Source organism: Desulfobotulus alkaliphilus, assembly GCF_007830435.1.
Taxonomy (GTDB): Bacteria; Desulfobacterota; Desulfobacteria; order Desulfobacterales; family ASO4-4; genus Desulfobotulus; species Desulfobotulus alkaliphilus.
The window spans coordinates 1-18,308 of sequence record NZ_VLLC01000048.1 but is presented as its reverse complement, the minus strand read 5'-3'; the positions used below and the strand labels follow the sequence as shown (position 1 = coordinate 18,308).

Below are 18,308 nucleotides of genomic sequence, written 5' to 3'. Positions count from 1 at the left end.
GATGTCGTTGAAAAAGGCTTTGACCGCATGAAAAACAATCTTGATCTTGGCAGGCTAAGGGTTCACAGCAATCACAAGGCCTGGAACAAAACCTTCGTTGGTTTTTTGGCGCTTATATTGTTGTCAAAGATCCATTACACGATGGTGCAGGAAAAATTGTACTGCAAAATGACAATGAAAGAGCTGATTTTAACTTTATCCAAACTACGCATTCAGGAAATTAAGGGAGTTAGAATCCTTTTCCCATTAACCAAGCTTCAAAAAACTATCTTCAAAGCCTTTGGAGCTAAAGAGCCTTCGTAGGTATAAAAATGAGCGGGATTTTAGGTTCCATGAAAAACTTTTCTGCCTTTTCCTTGCTGCCGTGGCGGTAGGGGGTGGCCACCAGTTCCTCGGCCTTGGGAACGGAGAGGGTGGCAAAGAGGGAAGGAAAGAAGGGCTTCAGGGAACGGCGCATCCAGACATAAAAGAAATCCGAGAGATCCGCATAGCCGATATTGTCGTAATAGGGAGGATCTGTTGATACAATTCTGTTTTTGCTTATATTTTGGCTGGCTGCATCAGCTTGATAAGTAAAACCTTCTCCTTGACTGGGTAAATACAAAAGACTTTTCCAAACCCAGTCAGACGAGTTTCCTATCCAGTTGCCACAAGAATTAGAGAAGGGGTTTGCTTCTGCATAGTCCCAAACCATAGGTATAGCTTGTCTTGCAAAAGTGTTTCTTGTCGCATCAACTTGGCTTCTCCATGAAACAATAGAACTCCATGCATCACTTCCCCTGTTTATTCCAAATGCCAAATATACAGCCAAAGTATCCCCATAGGCCGTAGCACCGGAGCCACCTGCATCCAGCCCTGTGCCGTCATCTTTCCAGCCTGCGGCTTTGGCATCGGCGATGGCTTTTTCCCTTGTCTCCTGTACCAGGTCGGAAAAGGTGGTGAGGGCCACAAGCTGTCGGGGGGTGAAGAGATCACCGTAAACATCAAGTCCATAATTGGAAACATTAACACGGCATTTTCCGTGTAATGGTGCTTCAGGCTTCCACATTGGGTGTGCAGAACAGGCAATGGCTTCCATTTCTTCTGTGGGTGAAAGGTATATCCTGCCGCCTTTTCCTTCCGCCACAATGGCCATGAGTTTCTGGCCCATTCTGTTTTCTGAGCCTTCATTCCTGATATGTTTATAATCCACGGGAACACCCGAAAAAAGACAGATAAAACCACCCCTTTTTCCTGCTGTGGTTCCTGCCTTTGTCCCTTCAGGCGGCGTTCCTGTTTTTACCTCAAAGCGGTAGGTATCCCCTTCCACCACGGGCTGCACGAAGGCTTCCTTTCCCTTTTTACTGGACAGTACAAAGCTGGAAACCAGAGGAACATCCACATGGGAAAAGGCGGGGTTGGGGCTTTTTACGGTTCTGGCCCAGAGCCAAGCAATGACGGTGAGTTCCTCATCCACAAGGTGGGCCAGATCGGGCCGGGCTTCGTTTTTGCCCGGCGCACCTTTGACCATTTCTTCTGTGATCCGGACTTTGGGGTAGAGCTGGCCGATTTTTTCAAAGGCCCTTTCCCGCATCCAGAGACCATAGCGCCGGACATCTTCGGCAAGGCCCATGGCCCCTTTCCAGATTTCCTTTGTCCGGGTCTGTTTATCTTTGGCCGGAACGGGGCCTACGGGTTCACTTCCTGCAAATTTCGGCGGAATTTCAATCATGGCCTTGTTGATCATGACGGCCACGGGGTTGAGATCCGAGGCATGGCTTTCAAGGCCCAGGCGCTGGGCTTCCAGGGGGATGGCACCGCCGCCTGCAAAGGGATCATGGAAGGCGGGCAGCTTTTCCGGGTTGAAGAGGGTGGCTGCTTCCGGGTGGTTGCGGTTGAGGTGGCAGGTTTCCTTCCAGCTTTCGAGGATGCAGGCCCTTGCCCTTTGAAGAACCGTCTCGTTGTTTGTGTTTTCCCACAGCACCAGATCCCGCAGAATCTGAAACAGCTCTTCCCGTTTTTTTTCCGCTTCTATTTTATTGACACCATGGCCAAGTTCCCGCTGATAGCCCGGATCATTCACCATCTGGGCAAAGAGAACGGCCCTGGCTGCGGCAAGGGGTCGCCTGGCCCACCAGAGGTGCAGGGTGGAAGGATGGCCATGGCGGATGGATTTTTCCCTTGCGGCTGCGGCATTGATGTCGTCTAAGGGCAGGGCGACCTCTATCAGTTTTTTCGGGCTTTTAATGGCTGTCATGGTTTTTCTTTCTTCAAAATATCAAGGAATCCTGCGGCCCAGGGAGGGCCGTTTTAAAGAAGTAAAATCAATGCTTATGGCAGATGGGTATCAGAATCTTTTTTTGATGTCCCTGTAAAAGTTTTCATGGGAACCCAGAGCCATCAGCTCCAGTGTTATTGTCCCCTCCTGATGGCTGTACCCAAGTAGCGTCAACTGATTGAGCATCTTGAATTTGTAAACACGAAGGAAGGCAAGATCTCCTTTTTTCTGTTCACCTAAAAGCGGATTTTCAATGAGTTCCCTGATGGCTTTGTCCAGTTCGGCTTTTTGGTTCCCATGCAGTTTTTTAACAGCCTTTTTAAAAGCAGGGGTCTGGAGAATCCGGGTAATTTCAGCCAAAGGTGTACTCCTCTAATTTTCCGGCCTCTTTTTCGGCTTTGGCAATGATGGCCTGACGGACAAATGCATAGGGTAGATCGGGGTTGTCTTCCATAATTTCACCTATCTTTGCCCAATGTTCGATCTGTTTGGGTGTTGTTCTGTTGAGGGCCTTGCCCATGATGGCTGCTTTTTGTACGAGAGTCTCATCAAGGCGAATACTTGCTGTTGTCATAAGTGACCTCCTTTCCTTAATTCAGGGAAATTGTAGCAACTTGCTACAGATGTGGCAATATGACTTTATTATCGTTTTAAAATCTTATGAAAGAAATCAATGGACAAGATGGTTTAAAGACTTTCTTCCGGCCTGAGGGCTTTTTCAAGGAGATGATCCAGCCTGTAGTTGCTGCTGGTAATGCCAAAGTCCGGCTCCCTTTCAAAGGGATTTTTTATGTAAAAGGGGCCTTCAAATTTATCTCCATCCACAAGAACGATGGCAAGGATGAATTTATCTGTCTGGTTCAGGGCGCAGAGGATTTCATTGCGGGTGATGGTAATGAAGTCTGCGCCTTTGGCCCTGCCCTTAACCTCGATGTGACGATCCGGCCTTATGGAGCCGTCTTCAAGCTGGGGCGGTCTTGCGGTGATGTCCCAGCCGCATTTTTCATGGGAAACATCCTTTCCACTGTGGCCGAGTTTTTTTTCTGCCTCCATGACGGCCTGCATGGCAATTTCTTCTACCCGCTTTCGGGCTGCGGCATCGGTGCAGAAATTTCCTTCTCCTTTTCGCTGGGCCAGAAGCCCTGCGGGGATCACCAGAGCGCCCCCAAGGATGATGGGGGTGCTGGACACCACCTCTTTCATGGCGGCCACTTCCTTTTGCCGCTGCTCAAGCCTTGCGGTCAGTTCTTCGGCTTCCCGTTTCCGGTTTTCCGGCTGCATTCTGGGTTGTCTGCCTGCCTTCACATCCTCTTCCAGCTTGAGGGCCTGACCGTAAAGGTAGTTGATTTCCTTCACAAGCCTTTCCTGAACCGCCCCAAGGATCTTGTCTGCCTGACGGATGCAGCGTTCCCGGACTTCCGTATAATGCTCCGGCACCAGATGCTCTGAGGCGTGTTTCAGGGCAAGGTCTTCCAGTTTGCTGCTGATCCAGGGAGCCTGAAGAATGTCTTGGATGAGGGGAAGATCGGCTTTGTCAAAGGGTTCAAGATCCAGGTGCGGTGCCCATCCTCCACGGGTAGCAAGGCCCTGTGCATCCATGAACACAAAGTGCAGCCTTCGGGAGACTTCCTTTGGGGAAGTGCCGCTGCTTTGGCGGATGCTGTGATCCACCATGAAGAGCAGGCGGGGTTCCGTGCCTTCGTCCGCAGGGTCTAAAAGAACAGCCCCCTGCTTTAAACGGCTGCGATGGGCCATGAGGATGCACTCCGTTGTGGCCTTCATCAGGGGATGGCCGGGGTGCAGGAGTTCTGCCCTGTTGTTTTTTCCGGGAATCCGGTTTTTTTCAAAACACACCCTCTCATACCTTTTTAATACGGGTGTCCGGGATTCGCCCATTGCCCTGTCCTGCTCCCTGATGGTGGCGGGTACATGGCGGATTTCAAAACGCTCCTTTTCCCTTGGCCGCAGTTCACCCCCAAGACTTTTGAAGGCTTCCACGAAAAAGGCATGGACAAAATAGGGCTGAAGTTTGCGGGCTTCGGCCTTTTCCATTTCCTCCCGCACGGCATAGAGTTCTTCAAGGCCCATGTGCTGATCCACCAGGGCCTGCCTTTTGAGGATTTCTTTGAGGTGTTCTGTGTCGAGACAGCTTTCTATCTTCCTGTGGACTTCTGCCTGTCTTTCGGGGGATTCGCCGTAGAGGATGGCCTCAATGAGAAGGTCTTTCAGGGAATGGTTTTCAAAGGCCTCACCGAGAATATCAAAGACCTTGCCGCCCAAGGCTTTTTTCTCCACTTCGATTTTGTCAAAGAGCCTCTGGAAGACATCGCCCTCACGGGTTTCCTTTGCCACAAGGTTCCAGAGGTGGCAGATCTCGGTCTGGCCGATGCGGTGGATGCGTCCGAAGCGCTGTTCCAGTCGGTTGGGGTTCCAGGGGAGGTCGTAGTTCACCATGAGATTGGCGTTTTGAAGGTTTACGCCTTCACCTGCGGCATCTGTGGCCACCAGTACCCTCACCTCGTGGTCGTTGCGGAACAGCTCCTGGGCCTTTCTCCGGGCATCCCGGTTGGTGCCACCGTGTATGGTGATCACGGCTTCCTGTCTGCCCAGAAGGGAGCGGATGCGGTTGACGAGATAGTTCAGGGTATCCCTGTGTTCGGTAAAAATGATGAGCTTGCGAAGTTCTCCATTCTCAAGGCGCATTTCCGGGGTGTCCTGCAACATGCGGGAAAGCTCTTCCCATTTTTTGTCCTTTTCCGACTGCACAAGGGCGCAGGCCTGTTTTTCAAGACCTGCAAGAATGTGGATTTCCGCCTCAAGCTCAGGAATGGATTCCGCAGCGGATGCCTGATCCACTACCTGATCCGCATACAGCTCATACTCTTCGGCATTGAGTTCTTCTTCAAGGTCATCGAGATTGTCCGGAATATCCAGCTTTTTTGTGACGGTGAACTGGCCAAGGGTTTCTGCCACCTCATCGCCCACCTGCATCCCCCTTGCCACAAGGCGCATTTCCTGAAGGCGGGATTCCAGTTTTTTGTGCCTTCGTTTGAGGGACTGGTAAATGGCCTCCGGGCTGGATGCCAGCCTGCGCTGCAACTGGGTGAGGGCAAAGCCCACATTGTTTTTTTTCTGGCCGGAGAGTTTTTCCGCACGGTTCATCTCATTGCGGACATATTCCGTTACCGCCGCATAGAGGGCTGCTTCCGCATCGGAGAGGTCATAGCCTGCGGTGTAGGCCCGGCGTTCGGGAAAAAGGGGGGTGCCGTCAAACTTTAGAAGCTCTTCTTTGACCATGCGGCGCATCATGTCCGAGACATCCACCTTGTGGGCACCTTCCCGGAACTTGCCGTAAAAGCGGTCGGAATCCAGGAGGGAAAGCCAGATCTGAAAATCCTCTTCTTTTCCGTTGTGGGGGGTGGCTGTCATCAGAAGAAAATGGCGGGTGAGGGAGCCTAAAAGCTCGCCCAGTCTGAAGCGGTTTGTTCTTTTCACCTTGCTGCCAAAATAGGAAGCGGACATCTTGTGGGCCTCATCCACAATAATGAGATCCCAGCGGGTGGTTTTGATTTTCTCCTGATAGTCCTCATTGCGGGAGAGCTGATCCAGTCGGCAGATGAGCTGGTCCTGCTCCTCAAAGTAATTTCCTGAAGGGCAGGTTTCCTGCTTTTCCCGGCTGAAAACTTCAAATAAAAGACCAAACTTTTCCCGAAGTTCGTCCTGCCACTGCTCGCTGAGGGAGCCGGGGGAGACAATGAGAATGCGTCTGGCATCGGCCCGGAGGATCAGCTCCCGGATGAGAAGACCTGCCATGATGGTTTTTCCCGCTCCGGGGTCATCGGCCAGCACAAAGCGAAGGGGCTGGCGGGGCAGCATGGATTCATAGACAGCAGCAATCTGATGGGGCAGGGGTTCCACGCTGGAGGTATGCACCGCCATCATGGGATCAAAAAAACGGGCCATCTGGATACGAAGGGCTTCCAGGGCAAGCTTGAAATCTTCTCCCGCCGCATCAAAGGCCCAGGGTCTGCCTTCTGTCACAGGAAAAAGCCTTGCCTCGTCATTGCGGTAGAGCATCTGCTCCCCAAGGCGGCCCTGACTGTCTTTATAATATACGGTAAGGGCGTGTTCTCCCACGGCTTCCGTCTGAACAATTTTTACGATCTCTTCGCCCTGTATGCCACGGACCATGGCGCTGGTTTTGATTTCTTCAAGTTTCAGCATGATGGGAACACTCCTTTTATCCCCTGTCAGCCTGTTGCCATGGATGCAGTCTATGGCACCGGACGAAGGTCTGGGCTGTTTTGCAGGAATACATTTGATGCACCATATGCAATCAGAGACTGAGGGTCAAGGTTCAAGGATAAATCTGGTTTTATCCACCCTGGGAAGGTATTGAGAAAGACAAAAGAGCATCTTTTCTCAAGGGACATGGGCAGTGCCAGATTTTTTGATCTGCGGGATTCTCTGGGGTTATACGCTTCAAGGCCCGAGAAGTTAAGCAAATGAAAAAAATATTTTTTATACCGTTTAAAATCAAATATTTGTTTTTTGAGTCACATGAATTTCTCTGTCCAGGCAATCCATACCCCTACTAATTTCCTGTAGCATCTGTGTTCTGGGGGATGGATTCTCCTTGGCAAAAACAATATAATTTTCTATAGACAAAAAGACCCCAATGGTAAGTACGATGAGAATGCTGGCAACAACAATTTTCAGAAAGATTTGGCCCAGAGGACTCTGCGGGAGCATCTTAAGCATTTTGAGTATCATTATCTTCTCCTTTATGATTGTTTAAACTTTGAAAGGAGGATAGCAGGGCCGTTTGCAAGAAATAGGTCATATATAAAAAAAATTAATAAATCATCGAAAGCCGAAGTACAGACACTTTTCAGACAGGGAAAGAAAAGAGAATGCGTGATCTGCATTTTATTCAGGAACTCATGTTTCATCTGATGGAAGCCCCGGCAAAGGACATTCGAACCCTCTCGCAAACCATGGGGGCAGATTCTGAAACCGTGATCTCGGCCATTGAATCGCTGCGACATGACTGGGGTTGCCAGATAGCCCACAGTGGGGGAAAATATGTTCTGACGAATACGGGAAACTTCCCGGTCAGTGAAACCCCTTTTTCCGTTGAACTGAAACCAGCGGATGTGATTGCCCTCTTTTTTTTGAAAGAAAGAAGCTCTTCTTTAAAAGGAACCAAACTGGATGAGCTTTCCGGACAGGCACTTCAAAAAATCAGCAGGCATGTTCCCGGAGTTTTTCGTCAGCTTGAAAAAATCAAATCCCTTTTTGTCAGTATCAAAAGAGGCAGCAAGAATTACGGGCACAGGGAAAATGAAATTTTTACAAAACTCATGCGTGCCATGCTGATGCAGAAAAAATGCAAAATTTCATACCACTCCTTCAGTTCAGAAAAGGTTTCAGAGTACAGCATCGCGCCCCTGAATTTTTTTGAATACAATGAAGGCACCTATGTTTTCGTAAAGATTGATGGCCGTGACAATATCATGACCCTTGCCCTTGAAAGGATACAGTCCGTTGACATTACGGAAGAAACCTATAAGCGACCCGAAGGTTTTGATCCGGAATCCTACCTTGAGCTGGCCTTTGGCATTGTGGATGATGAACCCTTTGTACTGAAAGTGCATGTGGCCCGGAAGCAGGCCCGTTATGTGAGGGAAAGAATCTGGGGACAGGGGCAAAAAATCACCGAAAACCCCGATGGCTCCATTGTCATTGAGTTCAAAACCTCAGGATGGATGGATGTAAAACGGTGGGTGCTTTCTTTCGGGGAAGAGATGCGGGTTCTGGAGCCGGAGCGCATGGGAAAAGACATCGTGGATACCATGCAGAAAGCCCTTGACTCTTACGGGCAGGCCTGATGCCTGAAATTCATAAAAACAGGGGATGGATCAATGGGTGTTGGAAAAAGAGCATACAATGAACTGAAAAAACTTACTTTACTGGCAAGGCCCCATGGAGCAACAGAAACAACGCTCATGATCGCTGGAAGCAATGAAGATAAAAGATCGGCCCGGAGTTTCATAGAGAAACTCAAAGAAAATCATATCCCGATAAAAGAGAATGCAGAACTCCGTGAAATTCCCAAAGAATACAGGATGATGAATCTGCTGAACCCCAATGTTCTTCTGACGGAAGTCATGGCCCTGCACCTCCTCAAGGGAGAATCCCTGCTTTTTAAAGATGCGGGTACTGCCAGCCATCTGAAAAGCGCCTTTGAAAAAATTCAAAAGGCCATGCCCGATGATGTGGTGGAAAAGCTTGAAAAAATACAGGAAGTTTTTTTGCCGGTAAAAAAGCTTGTCAAAGATTACAGCGGCAAAGGGGAAATCATCCATACCCTTGTCCATGCCATGGCCCACAGAAAAGTATGCAGGGTCAGATACATGGCCTTTCAGGATGAAAAAACAAAGGAATACGCCATACACCCCCTGCACCTTTTTCCCTACAGGGGGGGAATCTATCTTCTCATCCATCTTCCGGGGCCTGACGTTATCCGTATGCAGGCGGTGGAGAGACTTCAGGAAGTTCATCTGCTTGAAGAAACCTTTTCCTATCCCCAAGACTTTGATCCTTCGGCACACTTTGAAAAGACCTTTGGCATTGTGGCAGACAGGCCGGTAAAGGCCAGAGTATGGCTCAGCCCAAGGCAGTCCGGAATGATTAAGGCAGAAAAACGATTTAATAAACAAAATAAGATGATCCGCTTTCTGGAAGAGAATGAAGAAGGGACAATAATGGAAATCGATACCCTTGGAAGATCTGAGCTCAAAAACTGGATTCTGTCCATGGGAAAAGATGCCATGGCACTGGCTCCCGAAGACCTGCGTCAGGAAATCATTGCAAGCCTGCAAAACAGCCTGAATCCTGTCGTATCAGGGTCGGCTTAATAAAATAATCATGCAGACTGACACTGAAACACGCTCTTCTTTCATAAACCCCCATAAAAAAGGCATCCATCACATGACACAGGCAGACCTGTTTCAACAGTGCGCACTGATACTTAAAGCTGTCAGCCTGATTCAAAGACCACAGGGCGCAAGACTTAAAGAGCTTGAAAATTATCTTGGAATGAGCCGTAAAGATATTGTCAATCTTACGCAAACCATGTTTGACCTTGGATTCAGACTTGAAGACTTTTACGATGAGGATGGAGAAAGATCTGAAAATAAGGGGAAAGTTCTTAAATTTGAAAAAAACTATGTAAAAAGAATGCCGTCCATATCCCTGCAGGATCTGGATCTCACGGAAGAGGAAATCATCGCCCTTTACCTTCTCAAGGGGGAGAGGGATGTTTTTGCAGGTACAGTCATAGAAGATGAAATTCAGCGTTTTTTTCTGAAACTGAAAAATCTCCTTCCGGAGTCCCTGAAGGATCAGCCGGACAGGCTTGAGCATATTTTTATTCCGCTTCCTGATTTTTCAAGAGATTACAGGGGTAAGGAAAAGCTTATCCATACTCTGACGGAAGCCATACAGAAGAGAGTGGTCTGCAACATCAGCTACCAGCCTCTGGATGCTGAAAAGAAAAAAACCTACGCAGACACCCGGCCCCTGCACCTTTTCAAGCATAACGGCAGTCTTTACCTTCTTTTTTTATTTGCTGACAGCAGTAAACCCTACATCCTTGCCATTGAACGCATTGATTCTGTCCGACCCTTCCCGTGGAAAAAATTTACCCTGCCAGAAGATTTCAAAGCCGAAGACCTCTTCCGTGACACCCTTGGCATCATACGGGATAAACCCATGCAGGTGAAAATCCGCCTTGAGTCTGGCCTTGTCAAATATGTACAGGAACGGCCCCTGATGCATAATCAGATTCTGGAAAAACAGGATGACGGTTTTTATATTCTGAGTTTCCGTGCCTCCGGACGACCGGATCTGAAAAAATGGATTTTGCGTTCAGGCGGCAAGGCAAGGTTACTGGAACCCCAAGATCTTCGCCTTGAAATTGAAGATGAAGTTCGGGAAATACTCCAGAAATACAGCATCACACCGAAACAGATACCTCTACCGGAGAAGGATAAAGCTCCGGGGCATGGGTGAGAAAAATCCGTGGGTACATACGGCGCAGCTTAGGGTAGCCCACGGTTTCTGTCTGGAAGGGCTGGATCATCAGCCCTTTTTTTTCCATAAAAGCATAAAGCCCTTGCTCTTTAGGCCACCGGAGCCGCCCGCCCTTTCCCCTGCGACAGGTTTCCCGGAAGTCTGCGGGCAATGCTGACCAGAGTCCGGAATAATCAAAGGGAAGGTCTCCTGCCAGCGCCACTGTCCCCTGCCCGGTTTCAATCAGTACGGCCTGATGCCCCGGACAATGCCCCCGGTGTGATGGAGGAATAAAAAGATTGATATGCAGGGCATTTTAAATAAAATTATGGTATTGAATCCTGCATTATATTTTTCAGTCTGATATGCATAAAATTCATCAGGAATGGTGTCAGGAAAACAATATGAAAGATATCCGTTTATCCATTGCAGGACTCCTTATTTTTCTTGTCTTCTGTACTCCCCTTCCCCTTTTGTCCCAGGAGAATACCGCCAGCCCGGAGCCTGAATTTCCTTCCGTTCTGGAACTCAGCCTCACCGAAGCCATCCATCTGGCACTGAGACAAAACCGCACCATTGAAAGCGCCTATCTCTCAAGAATACTTGAAAGATTCAGTCTGGGTCAGGACATGACCCGATTTTCCCCCAACCTCGAAATCAGTCCCCAGGCCAGCACAAAAACCACAGGCACAGCCAGAGACTATGCCTCCGACGGCCCGGATACCGCGAGATCCCGCACAGACAGCTCCGGCCTTTCCCTTGTCAGTACCGTCACCCAGAAAATTCCCACGGGTGGTGAAATCATCTTTGCCTGGGAAAACGGCTTTGAAAGCCGTTATCACAAAGAAGACGGCAGCTCAGGAGAAAGACAGAGCGGGCTTTCCCAGTGGTCTGTGGGATTCCGTCAGCCCCTTCTCAAAGACGGTGGCCTTGATTACAACACCGCCCCCCTCAGACGGGCAGCCATGCAGGAAGAAAACAATATCCGCTCCTTGAGGGATACACTGATCAGCACCATTTCCGGAGTTATTCAGGATTACCGGACCCTCTTATCCCTTTATCAGGACATGGAGGTGCAAAAGGATGCCCTTGCCAAGGCAAAAGAGCAGCTTGAGGTGACAAAAACCATGATAGAAACGGGAAGACGGGCACCCAACGAGATCCTCCAGTCCGAAGCCAACCTTGCCCGTCAGGAACTGGCCTTTGAGGAAGCAAGGGCGCAGATGGACGATGCCCACCTTGCCCTCCTGCAACGCCTTGAAATCAGTGGAAACACCACCCTCATCCCCACGGAAAAAATCACCTACAAACCCATAGAGCCTGATTTTGAAGAATGCCTGACACTGGCCCTTGAAAGGGATAATTCCTACCTCTCTGCCCTCACCTCCCTTGAAATGGCAAAAATGGGCCTTTCCGATGCAGAGAACCAGAGATTATGGAATCTGGATCTGGAGGGGGGCTACAAAGACGGCTGGAACCATCGCAACAACGACCCCTCCTACCGTCAGGAGGACTGGTGGCTGGGCCTCAGCCTGAAAATTCCCCTGCCCCTCTACGGAGATCAGAAATACAGCAGGGAAATGCCCCTGCTTTCCGCACGGATACAGCTTCGTAAAGCCAACATGCAACTGCTCACGGCCAGAGAATCCCTTGAAAACAATGTCCGCAATGCCGTGCGTCAGGTGGCTTCCAGCCTCAGACGGGTGGAGCTTGCTTCAAAAACCCGTCAGTTTTCCGAAGAAAACTTCCTTGTAAGCGAACTTCAGTTTAAGCTTGGAAGGATTTCCAATGCGGATTTCATCCGGGAACAGGACAAGCTCCGGGATGACAGGCTTGCGGAAATCCGGGCTATCATGACCTACCAGAACAGCCTTACCCGTCTGGATGCCCTGCTGGCCACCACACTGGATACCTGGAACATCGCCTTTGTCACCGAACGCGCCGATCTGGAAGCGGAATACCTTGGCGGAAAAACCTGGATGCTCCACCGCTGACTCCAAAGGACAGACCCATGCATACAACACCCGATATTCAAAAGGATTTTCACCAGAGCGTTCTGGACAACATGAAAGATGGTGTCATGGCCCTGAACTTTCAGGGCAGCATCACCCTTTTCAACCCTGCGGCTGCGGCCATTCTGGGGCTGGATGCCAGCCTTGTGCGGGGACATACCTTTGCCGAGGTCTTTCTTGCTGCGGAAGAAGATAATGATGCCTTCAACCAGAAGGTGCTGGATGCCGTTACCCGAAAAAAGGTGGGACAACGGGAAACCGTTGCCTTTATCCGGCCCGATGGCAGGGAAATGACCCTAAGCCTTTCCTCATCCTGGCTGCACCGGGAAGAAGAAAGGGAAGCGACCGGTGTTGTGGTGGTTTTTTCAGACATTACGGAACTGACGGTCCTTCAGGAGCAGGAAAGGGAGAATGCCAGAAAACTGGCCAGGGCCTATGAAGAGATAGAGGCCAGCAACTTACGACTGACGGGGCTTCTCAAAAAGGTGCAGATGGTCAGAGGCCTTGCCACGGCAGGCATCATCCTTTTTTTTGTGGGACTTGGCTATTTTCATTTTCAGGGTTTTTCCAACCTCTCTTCCCCTGCAAAGGAAACGCCCCCCCCACGAGCACTGGCCGAAGGAAGTCAGGGCATCCACACCGTAAAAACCAGCCCCGTTTCCTCCAGCATTTCCCTTTCGGGCCGCCTCCAGCCCTTAGAAGAAATCATGCTGACAGCTCCCTTTGACGGAAGAATCCTTGAGCGCCACTTTGCCTTTGGTCAGGTGGTGGAAAAGGGCGATCTTCTTCTGCTGCTGGACGTTTCTGAAACAAAAATGAAACTGAGAGAAGCAAAAAGCAGCTATATCAAAGTGCTGCAGAATTATGAACAACTGGTCACATGGGAAGAAAGTACGGAAATGGCAAGGGCCAGACGCAGCCTGCAACGGGCGGAAAGCAGCCTTGAAAACCATATCCGCCAGCTTGAGGAAGCCACACTCCTTTTTGACAGGGGGATTATTCCTGCTCAGGAGCTGGACAGGGCAAAGCAGCAGGTGGAAACCAGCCGCATGGATCTTATCTCCAGCCGGGAAGAAATGGCGTCCACCCTGAAAAAAGCCAGCCCTGAAAACCTGAGTATCGCTAAAATGGAGCTGGACAATGCCCGTATCCGGCTTGATGAGCTGGAATCCCTCATTTCTCAGGCAGAGGTAAGGGCTCCCGTATCCGGTGTGGTGATTCAGCCCGTTACGGAAGAGAGTAAAAAACAGTCACTGGATCAGGGGGCCAGGGTGCAGGCGGGTACTGCCCTCTTTGCCCTTGGGGATCTCAGTGGCCTTAAGGTCTTTTCCCGGGTGGATGAGGTGGAGATTGGCAGGCTGTCTCTGAATCAGAAGGTAAGGGCAAGGGGCGATGCCTTCCCCGGCATCCTGCTGGAGGGGCATCTTTCCCACATATCCGCCCAGGCCACCTCAGGAGGCGGCAGGGAAGCGCCGGGCTTTGACGTACAGGTCACCCTTCCTGAACTCAGCAAAGAAGCGGCTTCAGCCATAAGGGTGGGCATGAGCGCAGACCTTGAAATCCTTGTCTATGATAATCCGCAGGCCTTGCTGGTTCCCCTTTATCTGGTACGGCCCGCAGGCAGCCATGCCATGGTACGGGTTGTAAAGGATGACGGCAGCATGGAAGAAAGAAAGGTGACAACGGGCATCACCACCCTGGGTGCCGTGGAAATTCTCTCAGGGCTTGAACCCGGAGAACGCCTTGGGGGATGGACGCCATGAGCCTTCTCAAGCTGGAAAAGATAAAAAAATCTTTTACCCTTGGGCCTGTGCAGGTCCATGTTCTCAAAGGCGTGAGCTTTGAGGTACATGCCGGAGAAATGATCGCCATCATGGGCACTTCGGGCAGCGGTAAATCCACCCTGATGAATATCATCGGTTTCCTTGATCAGCCCGACTCGGGCCGCTATCTTCTGGAGGGCAAAGAAACGGCGAGACTCTCCGACAGCGAGCTTTCTTCTATCCGAAACCAAAAAATTGGTTTTGTTTTCCAGCAGTTCAACCTCCTTGGCAAACTCACGGCCCTTGAAAATGTCTGTCTTCCTCTGGTGTACAGGGGGATTCCTGAAAAGGAACAAAAGCCCATGGCCATGGAAATACTGGAAAAGGTGGGCATGGGAGACAGGGCCGGACACAGACCCATGGAACTTTCAGGGGGCCAGCAGCAGCGGGTGGCCATTGCCCGCGCTCTGGTGGGAACCCCCTCCATCCTGCTGGCAGATGAACCCACGGGCGCCCTTGATACCCGTGTGGGGCAGGAAATCATGGATCTCTTTCTGGAGCTGAACAGCACACAGAAAATCACCACCCTCATCATCACCCATGATCCCCGCATTGCCGCCCAGTGCCCCGGAACCGTGCGCATGCAGGACGGATACGTTGCCGGTACGGAGGAAAGTCCATGATCCTCAAAGCCAACCTCAGGGAGGCATCCCGTGCCCTGATCTCTTCACGCCAGCGCTCCATCCTTGCCCTGCTGGGCATTATCATCGGCATTGCTTCCGTCATCGCGCTGGTTTCCATCGGAACCCTTGTCCAGCGAGAAAGCATGCGCCAGTTCATGGAAATGGGAACGGATATTCTCTCCGTGCAGGCGGAGCAAGGTCGCGGGGGAGGCTCACCCAAAGGCTTCCGGCTGCAGGATATTGTCATCATACCCGAAAGCCTGTCTTCCATCGCTACAGTGGCTCCCTATGCTTCCTCCTATGGTGAGCTGAGAAAAGACGGAAAGCGCATGAGCATTCCAGGCCTTGGCGTTACTGAATCCTTTTTCCACATGAACAGGCTGGCCATGGCAGAGGGCCGCTTCATCTCCGATCTCGATGGCACCACCGCCCATGCCTGTCTGAGCAGCAATCTTGCCGAAAAACTGAAGGCTCAGGGCATTGCCACCCATCCGGGAAGTGAGCTGTATTATGATAACCGCAAAATTACCGTGATCGGCACTCTTGAACCCGCAGCCATGGGCGGGATGAGGCCCTATGAAATTCAGGAAGGCCTTCTGATGCCCCTTCCTGCTGTACAGCGAATGTCCTCCCAGAGTATCATCAGCACTTTCATGGCCCGCCTGTCTCCGGGTTTTACCACGGTCCAGGGAACAGAGGAGATCAGAGCCCATTTCTCAGCCCTTCCGGACAGGATGGAAGTCCGCATCATGAGCCCTGAAGAGATGATCGCCCACATGGAGCGGCAGTTCCGCATGTTCACCCTGCTTCTGGGAGCCATCGGCAGTATTTCCCTCATTGTGGGCGGTGTGGGGGTCATGAATGTCATGCTGGTTTCCGTTACGGAAAGAAAACGGGAAATCGGTATCCGCAGGGCTTTGGGGGCGAGAAAAAAGGACATCCAGTGGCAGTTTCTCATAGAATCCGTCCTCCTTTCTCTGGTGGGTGGCCTTGTGGGAAGCCTCATTGGTGTGGCAACCTCCTGGGGTATTGCAAGGTTTTCAGGATGGCAGTTTGAAATTGTCCATGGGGCATTGGTTCTTGGTGTGGGTGTTTCCGTGGCCATTGGTATCTTCTTTGGCTATTATCCTGCACGGCAGGCTGCGGCTCTGAATCCCATTCAGGCCCTGCGTACGGACTGATGTCCTTACCAAATGCCCCCCCGCAGGGGCAGACCGCCTGCACCTAAAGGGCACGGAGCCCCTTAAGATACCCCCGCAGACACACAGAACCTGAATACATAAAAATATGGAAAAAAACATGACAGAGAACAGCCCTTTGCCTCCCGATGCCGAACGCCTTCTCAAACTGATGGAACAGATCTGCCACGATCTTGTCTGGAACCGCTATGACCGGGCAGAAGCCCTTTTTGAACTGACCCGCAGCACCCTTTGTCCGGAACCCATCGCAAGCCTTGCGGAATCCTTTGGCATGATGCTGGTGAAACTGGAAGCCAGAGACTTTCAGATGGAAGAAATGCTGAAAAATCTCAAAGAAACCAGTAAAGCCTTGGAAATTTCCCGCAGACAGCTCCTCAAAGAAAACGAAGGCCTGAAAAAAGGGCTTATGGAACGCTTTTCACCCAAGCGCATTGTGGGTCAGAGTCAGGCCATGCGCCATATTCTGGACCAGACGGAGCGCATCGCAGACACAAGCGTTAATGTACTCATCACAGGGGAAACGGGAACGGGAAAGGAGCTCATCGCCAAGGCCCTTCATTATAATTCCATCCGAAAAACCGGGCCTTTTATTGCCATCAACTGCTCGGCCATTCCGGAAAGCCTGTTTGAAAGTGAGCTTTTCGGCATAGAAAAGGGCATAGCAACGGGCGTGAACATGAGAAAGGGCCTTGTGGAGCAGGCCGGTGGCGGCACCCTTTTTCTCGATGAAATCGGTGACATGCCCTTAAATATTCAGGCCAAGATCCTCCGGGTGCTGGAGGAAAGGGAGGTCACAAGGGTGGGCGGCTCCACCGTTATCCCTGTGGATCTGCGGGTGGTGGCAGCCACGCACCGGGACCTGAAGGCTGAAACAAAGGCCGGACGTTTCCGGGAGGATCTTTTCTTCCGCCTTAACGTCATCTCCCTTGCCCTTCCCCCCCTGCGGGAGCGGTCCGAAGACATCCCCCTGCTGCTCCAGCGTTTTCTGGACCTGCACTGCCGTCAGATGAACCGCCCCCTTCTCAAAATAAGCAGGGAGGCCATGGACTGTTTTCTCACCCACAACTGGCCCGGCAATGTGCGGGAGCTGGAAAACGAGGTGGAAAGGGTGGTGGCCCTCTCCTACTCCGAAACCATCCGGGTGGAAGATCTGTCTTCCCATCTCCGGCAAGAAAAGGCCGCTGCGGAAAGCAATGCACTACCCGAAAAAAAAGCCGCGCCCTTGCCCATGGATGACAGTGAAAGCAATGAGAACCAACCCATGGAAAAACTCTTCACCCTTGAAGAAAACGAAAGAAAACTCATTGAAAGAACCCTTGAAGCCGCAGGAGGTAACAGGACACAGGCCGCCAGAATGCTTGGCATCAGCCGGGAGGGTTTAAGGAAAAAAATGAAAAAACTTTTACCCGAAAACAACCAATGATCCATCACTGATCGAAATGAGTTTGAATCCGGCACAACTTTCCCTATGACAAGACGACCTGACAGGGCGTGAGTTGCTTCTGTCAAAATACTCCGCAGAGAAAGGGAGAGTGTTTTTCCCCCTGTCTTTTCAACAATCCCGAAACCAAGGGACGGGGGTGTGAGAATAACTCCGGGATCCGCGGCCTTTGCCAGATTTACCCTTCCAGCTCGACAATCAGCCTGTGACTGAAACGCTATGGCAGTGAAGAGGAATATACCAAGCAGCTCATCAACCAGTTCAAACACGGCAGCGAACCAGAAATCCTCATTGTTGTTGATAAGCTGCTCACGGGTTTTGATGCCCCCAGAAATGCAGTCCTCTATTTGTGCAGGATGCTGAGGGAGCATACACTGCTTCAGGCAATTGCCCGTGTCAACCGGCTGCATGAAAGTAAGGAATTTGGTTTTATCATAGACTATGCAAGCGTACTTGGTGAACTGGACAAGGCCCTTACCATGTACAGCGCATTTGAAGGCTTCGATGAATCCGATCTGGCTGGCACCCTGACATCCATTCACAGCGAGACCGAAAAACTGCCCGCCCGGTATTCTGATCTTTGGGATCTGTTCAAAACGGTGAAGCACTCCTGTGACGAAGAGGCCTATGAAGTGCTTCTTGGCGATGAGAGCATAAGGGAAGAGTTTTACAGTCGCCTTTCGGAGTTTGGAAAAACACTGGCCATGGCACTCTCTTCCGAAAAATTTCTGACCGAAACCGATGATAAAACCTTATCCCGATACAAGGCAGACCTCCGGAAATTCCAGTCACTCAAGGCATCCGTCAAGCTCCGCTATGCAGAGGCCATTGATTACCGGGATTATGAGCCAAAAATCAAAAAACTGCTGGACACCCA

Annotated in this window: 15 protein-coding genes; 10 read left to right on the top strand and 5 right to left on the bottom strand. The window is 50.8% G+C overall.

Going from position 1 to position 18,308, the window contains the following annotated elements; translation table 11 throughout:
* The coding region (locus tag LZ24_RS17390) for a hypothetical protein (protein ID WP_222427678.1) at window positions 1-303 on the top strand (303 nt) is incomplete at its 5' end.
* Here the strand turns inward: LZ24_RS17390 and LZ24_RS15960 are convergent.
* The 5 genes from LZ24_RS15960 to LZ24_RS15940 form a co-directional block, all read right to left on the bottom strand.
* A complete protein-coding gene (locus LZ24_RS15960) occupies window positions 287-2,236 on the bottom strand; it encodes a DUF1156 domain-containing protein (protein ID WP_144686720.1) in 1,950 nt (649 codons plus the stop codon). The two genes, LZ24_RS17390 and LZ24_RS15960, sit on opposite strands and share 17 nt — an antisense overlap.
* Before the next feature lie 90 nt (window positions 2,237-2,326).
* Window positions 2,327-2,617 (bottom strand): type II toxin-antitoxin system RelE/ParE family toxin, encoded by a 291-nt coding sequence (locus LZ24_RS15955; RefSeq protein WP_144686719.1) that lies wholly within the window; start codon window positions 2,615-2,617, stop codon window positions 2,327-2,329.
* The gene (locus LZ24_RS15950; RefSeq protein ID WP_144686718.1) at window positions 2,610-2,831 is read right to left on the bottom strand and encodes a TA system antitoxin ParD family protein; all 222 of its coding nucleotides are present in this window, start codon (window positions 2,829-2,831) and stop codon (window positions 2,610-2,612) included. Before LZ24_RS15950 ends, LZ24_RS15955 begins: the two co-directional genes overlap by 8 nt.
* 113 nt (window positions 2,832-2,944) lie before the next feature.
* Window positions 2,945-6,481 (bottom strand): helicase-related protein, encoded by a 3,537-nt coding sequence (locus tag LZ24_RS15945; RefSeq protein ID WP_144686717.1) that lies wholly within the window; start codon window positions 6,479-6,481, stop codon window positions 2,945-2,947.
* A gap of 312 nt (window positions 6,482-6,793) precedes the next feature.
* Entirely contained in the window at window positions 6,794-7,030 is a 237-nt protein-coding gene (locus LZ24_RS15940; protein ID WP_144686716.1) for a hypothetical protein, read from the bottom strand.
* Between the two features lie 140 nt (window positions 7,031-7,170).
* Between LZ24_RS15940 and LZ24_RS15935 the strand changes: the two genes are divergently transcribed.
* From LZ24_RS15935 to LZ24_RS15895, 9 genes are all read left to right on the top strand, one after another.
* Complete coding sequence (locus LZ24_RS15935) at window positions 7,171-8,148, top strand: helix-turn-helix transcriptional regulator (protein ID WP_144686715.1); 978 nt, start codon at window positions 7,171-7,173, stop codon at window positions 8,146-8,148.
* A 33-nt stretch (window positions 8,149-8,181) separates the two neighbouring features.
* Window positions 8,182-9,177 carry a helix-turn-helix transcriptional regulator gene (locus LZ24_RS15930; protein ID WP_144686714.1) on the top strand — a complete coding sequence of 332 codons (996 nt, stop codon included), beginning with the start codon at window positions 8,182-8,184 and terminating at the stop codon, window positions 9,175-9,177.
* Between the two features lie 73 nt (window positions 9,178-9,250).
* Window positions 9,251-10,333 (top strand): helix-turn-helix transcriptional regulator, encoded by a 1,083-nt coding sequence (locus LZ24_RS15925; RefSeq protein WP_186443212.1) that lies wholly within the window; start codon window positions 9,251-9,253, stop codon window positions 10,331-10,333.
* A gap of 404 nt (window positions 10,334-10,737) precedes the next feature.
* Entirely contained in the window at window positions 10,738-12,327 is a 1,590-nt protein-coding gene (locus LZ24_RS15920) for a TolC family protein (RefSeq protein ID WP_186443211.1), read from the top strand.
* A 17-nt stretch (window positions 12,328-12,344) separates the two neighbouring features.
* Window positions 12,345-14,108 carry a PAS domain S-box protein gene (locus LZ24_RS15915; RefSeq protein ID WP_144686711.1) on the top strand — a complete coding sequence of 588 codons (1,764 nt, stop codon included), beginning with the start codon at window positions 12,345-12,347 and terminating at the stop codon, window positions 14,106-14,108.
* Window positions 14,105-14,791 (top strand): ABC transporter ATP-binding protein, encoded by a 687-nt coding sequence (locus tag LZ24_RS15910; protein ID WP_222427677.1) that lies wholly within the window; start codon window positions 14,105-14,107, stop codon window positions 14,789-14,791. The genes LZ24_RS15915 and LZ24_RS15910 overlap by 4 nt, the downstream gene beginning before the upstream one ends.
* On the top strand, window positions 14,788-15,972 hold the full coding sequence (locus LZ24_RS15905) for an ABC transporter permease (protein WP_144686709.1): 1,185 nt from the start codon (window positions 14,788-14,790) through the stop codon (window positions 15,970-15,972). Before LZ24_RS15910 ends, LZ24_RS15905 begins: the two co-directional genes overlap by 4 nt.
* Window positions 15,973-16,090: 118 nt before the next feature.
* Entirely contained in the window at window positions 16,091-17,413 is a 1,323-nt protein-coding gene (locus tag LZ24_RS15900; protein WP_144686708.1) for a sigma-54 interaction domain-containing protein, read from the top strand.
* Between the two features lie 227 nt (window positions 17,414-17,640).
* A partial coding sequence (locus LZ24_RS15895; RefSeq protein ID WP_407923306.1) for a type I restriction enzyme subunit R domain-containing protein occupies window positions 17,641-18,308 on the top strand: 668 nt, incomplete at its 3' end.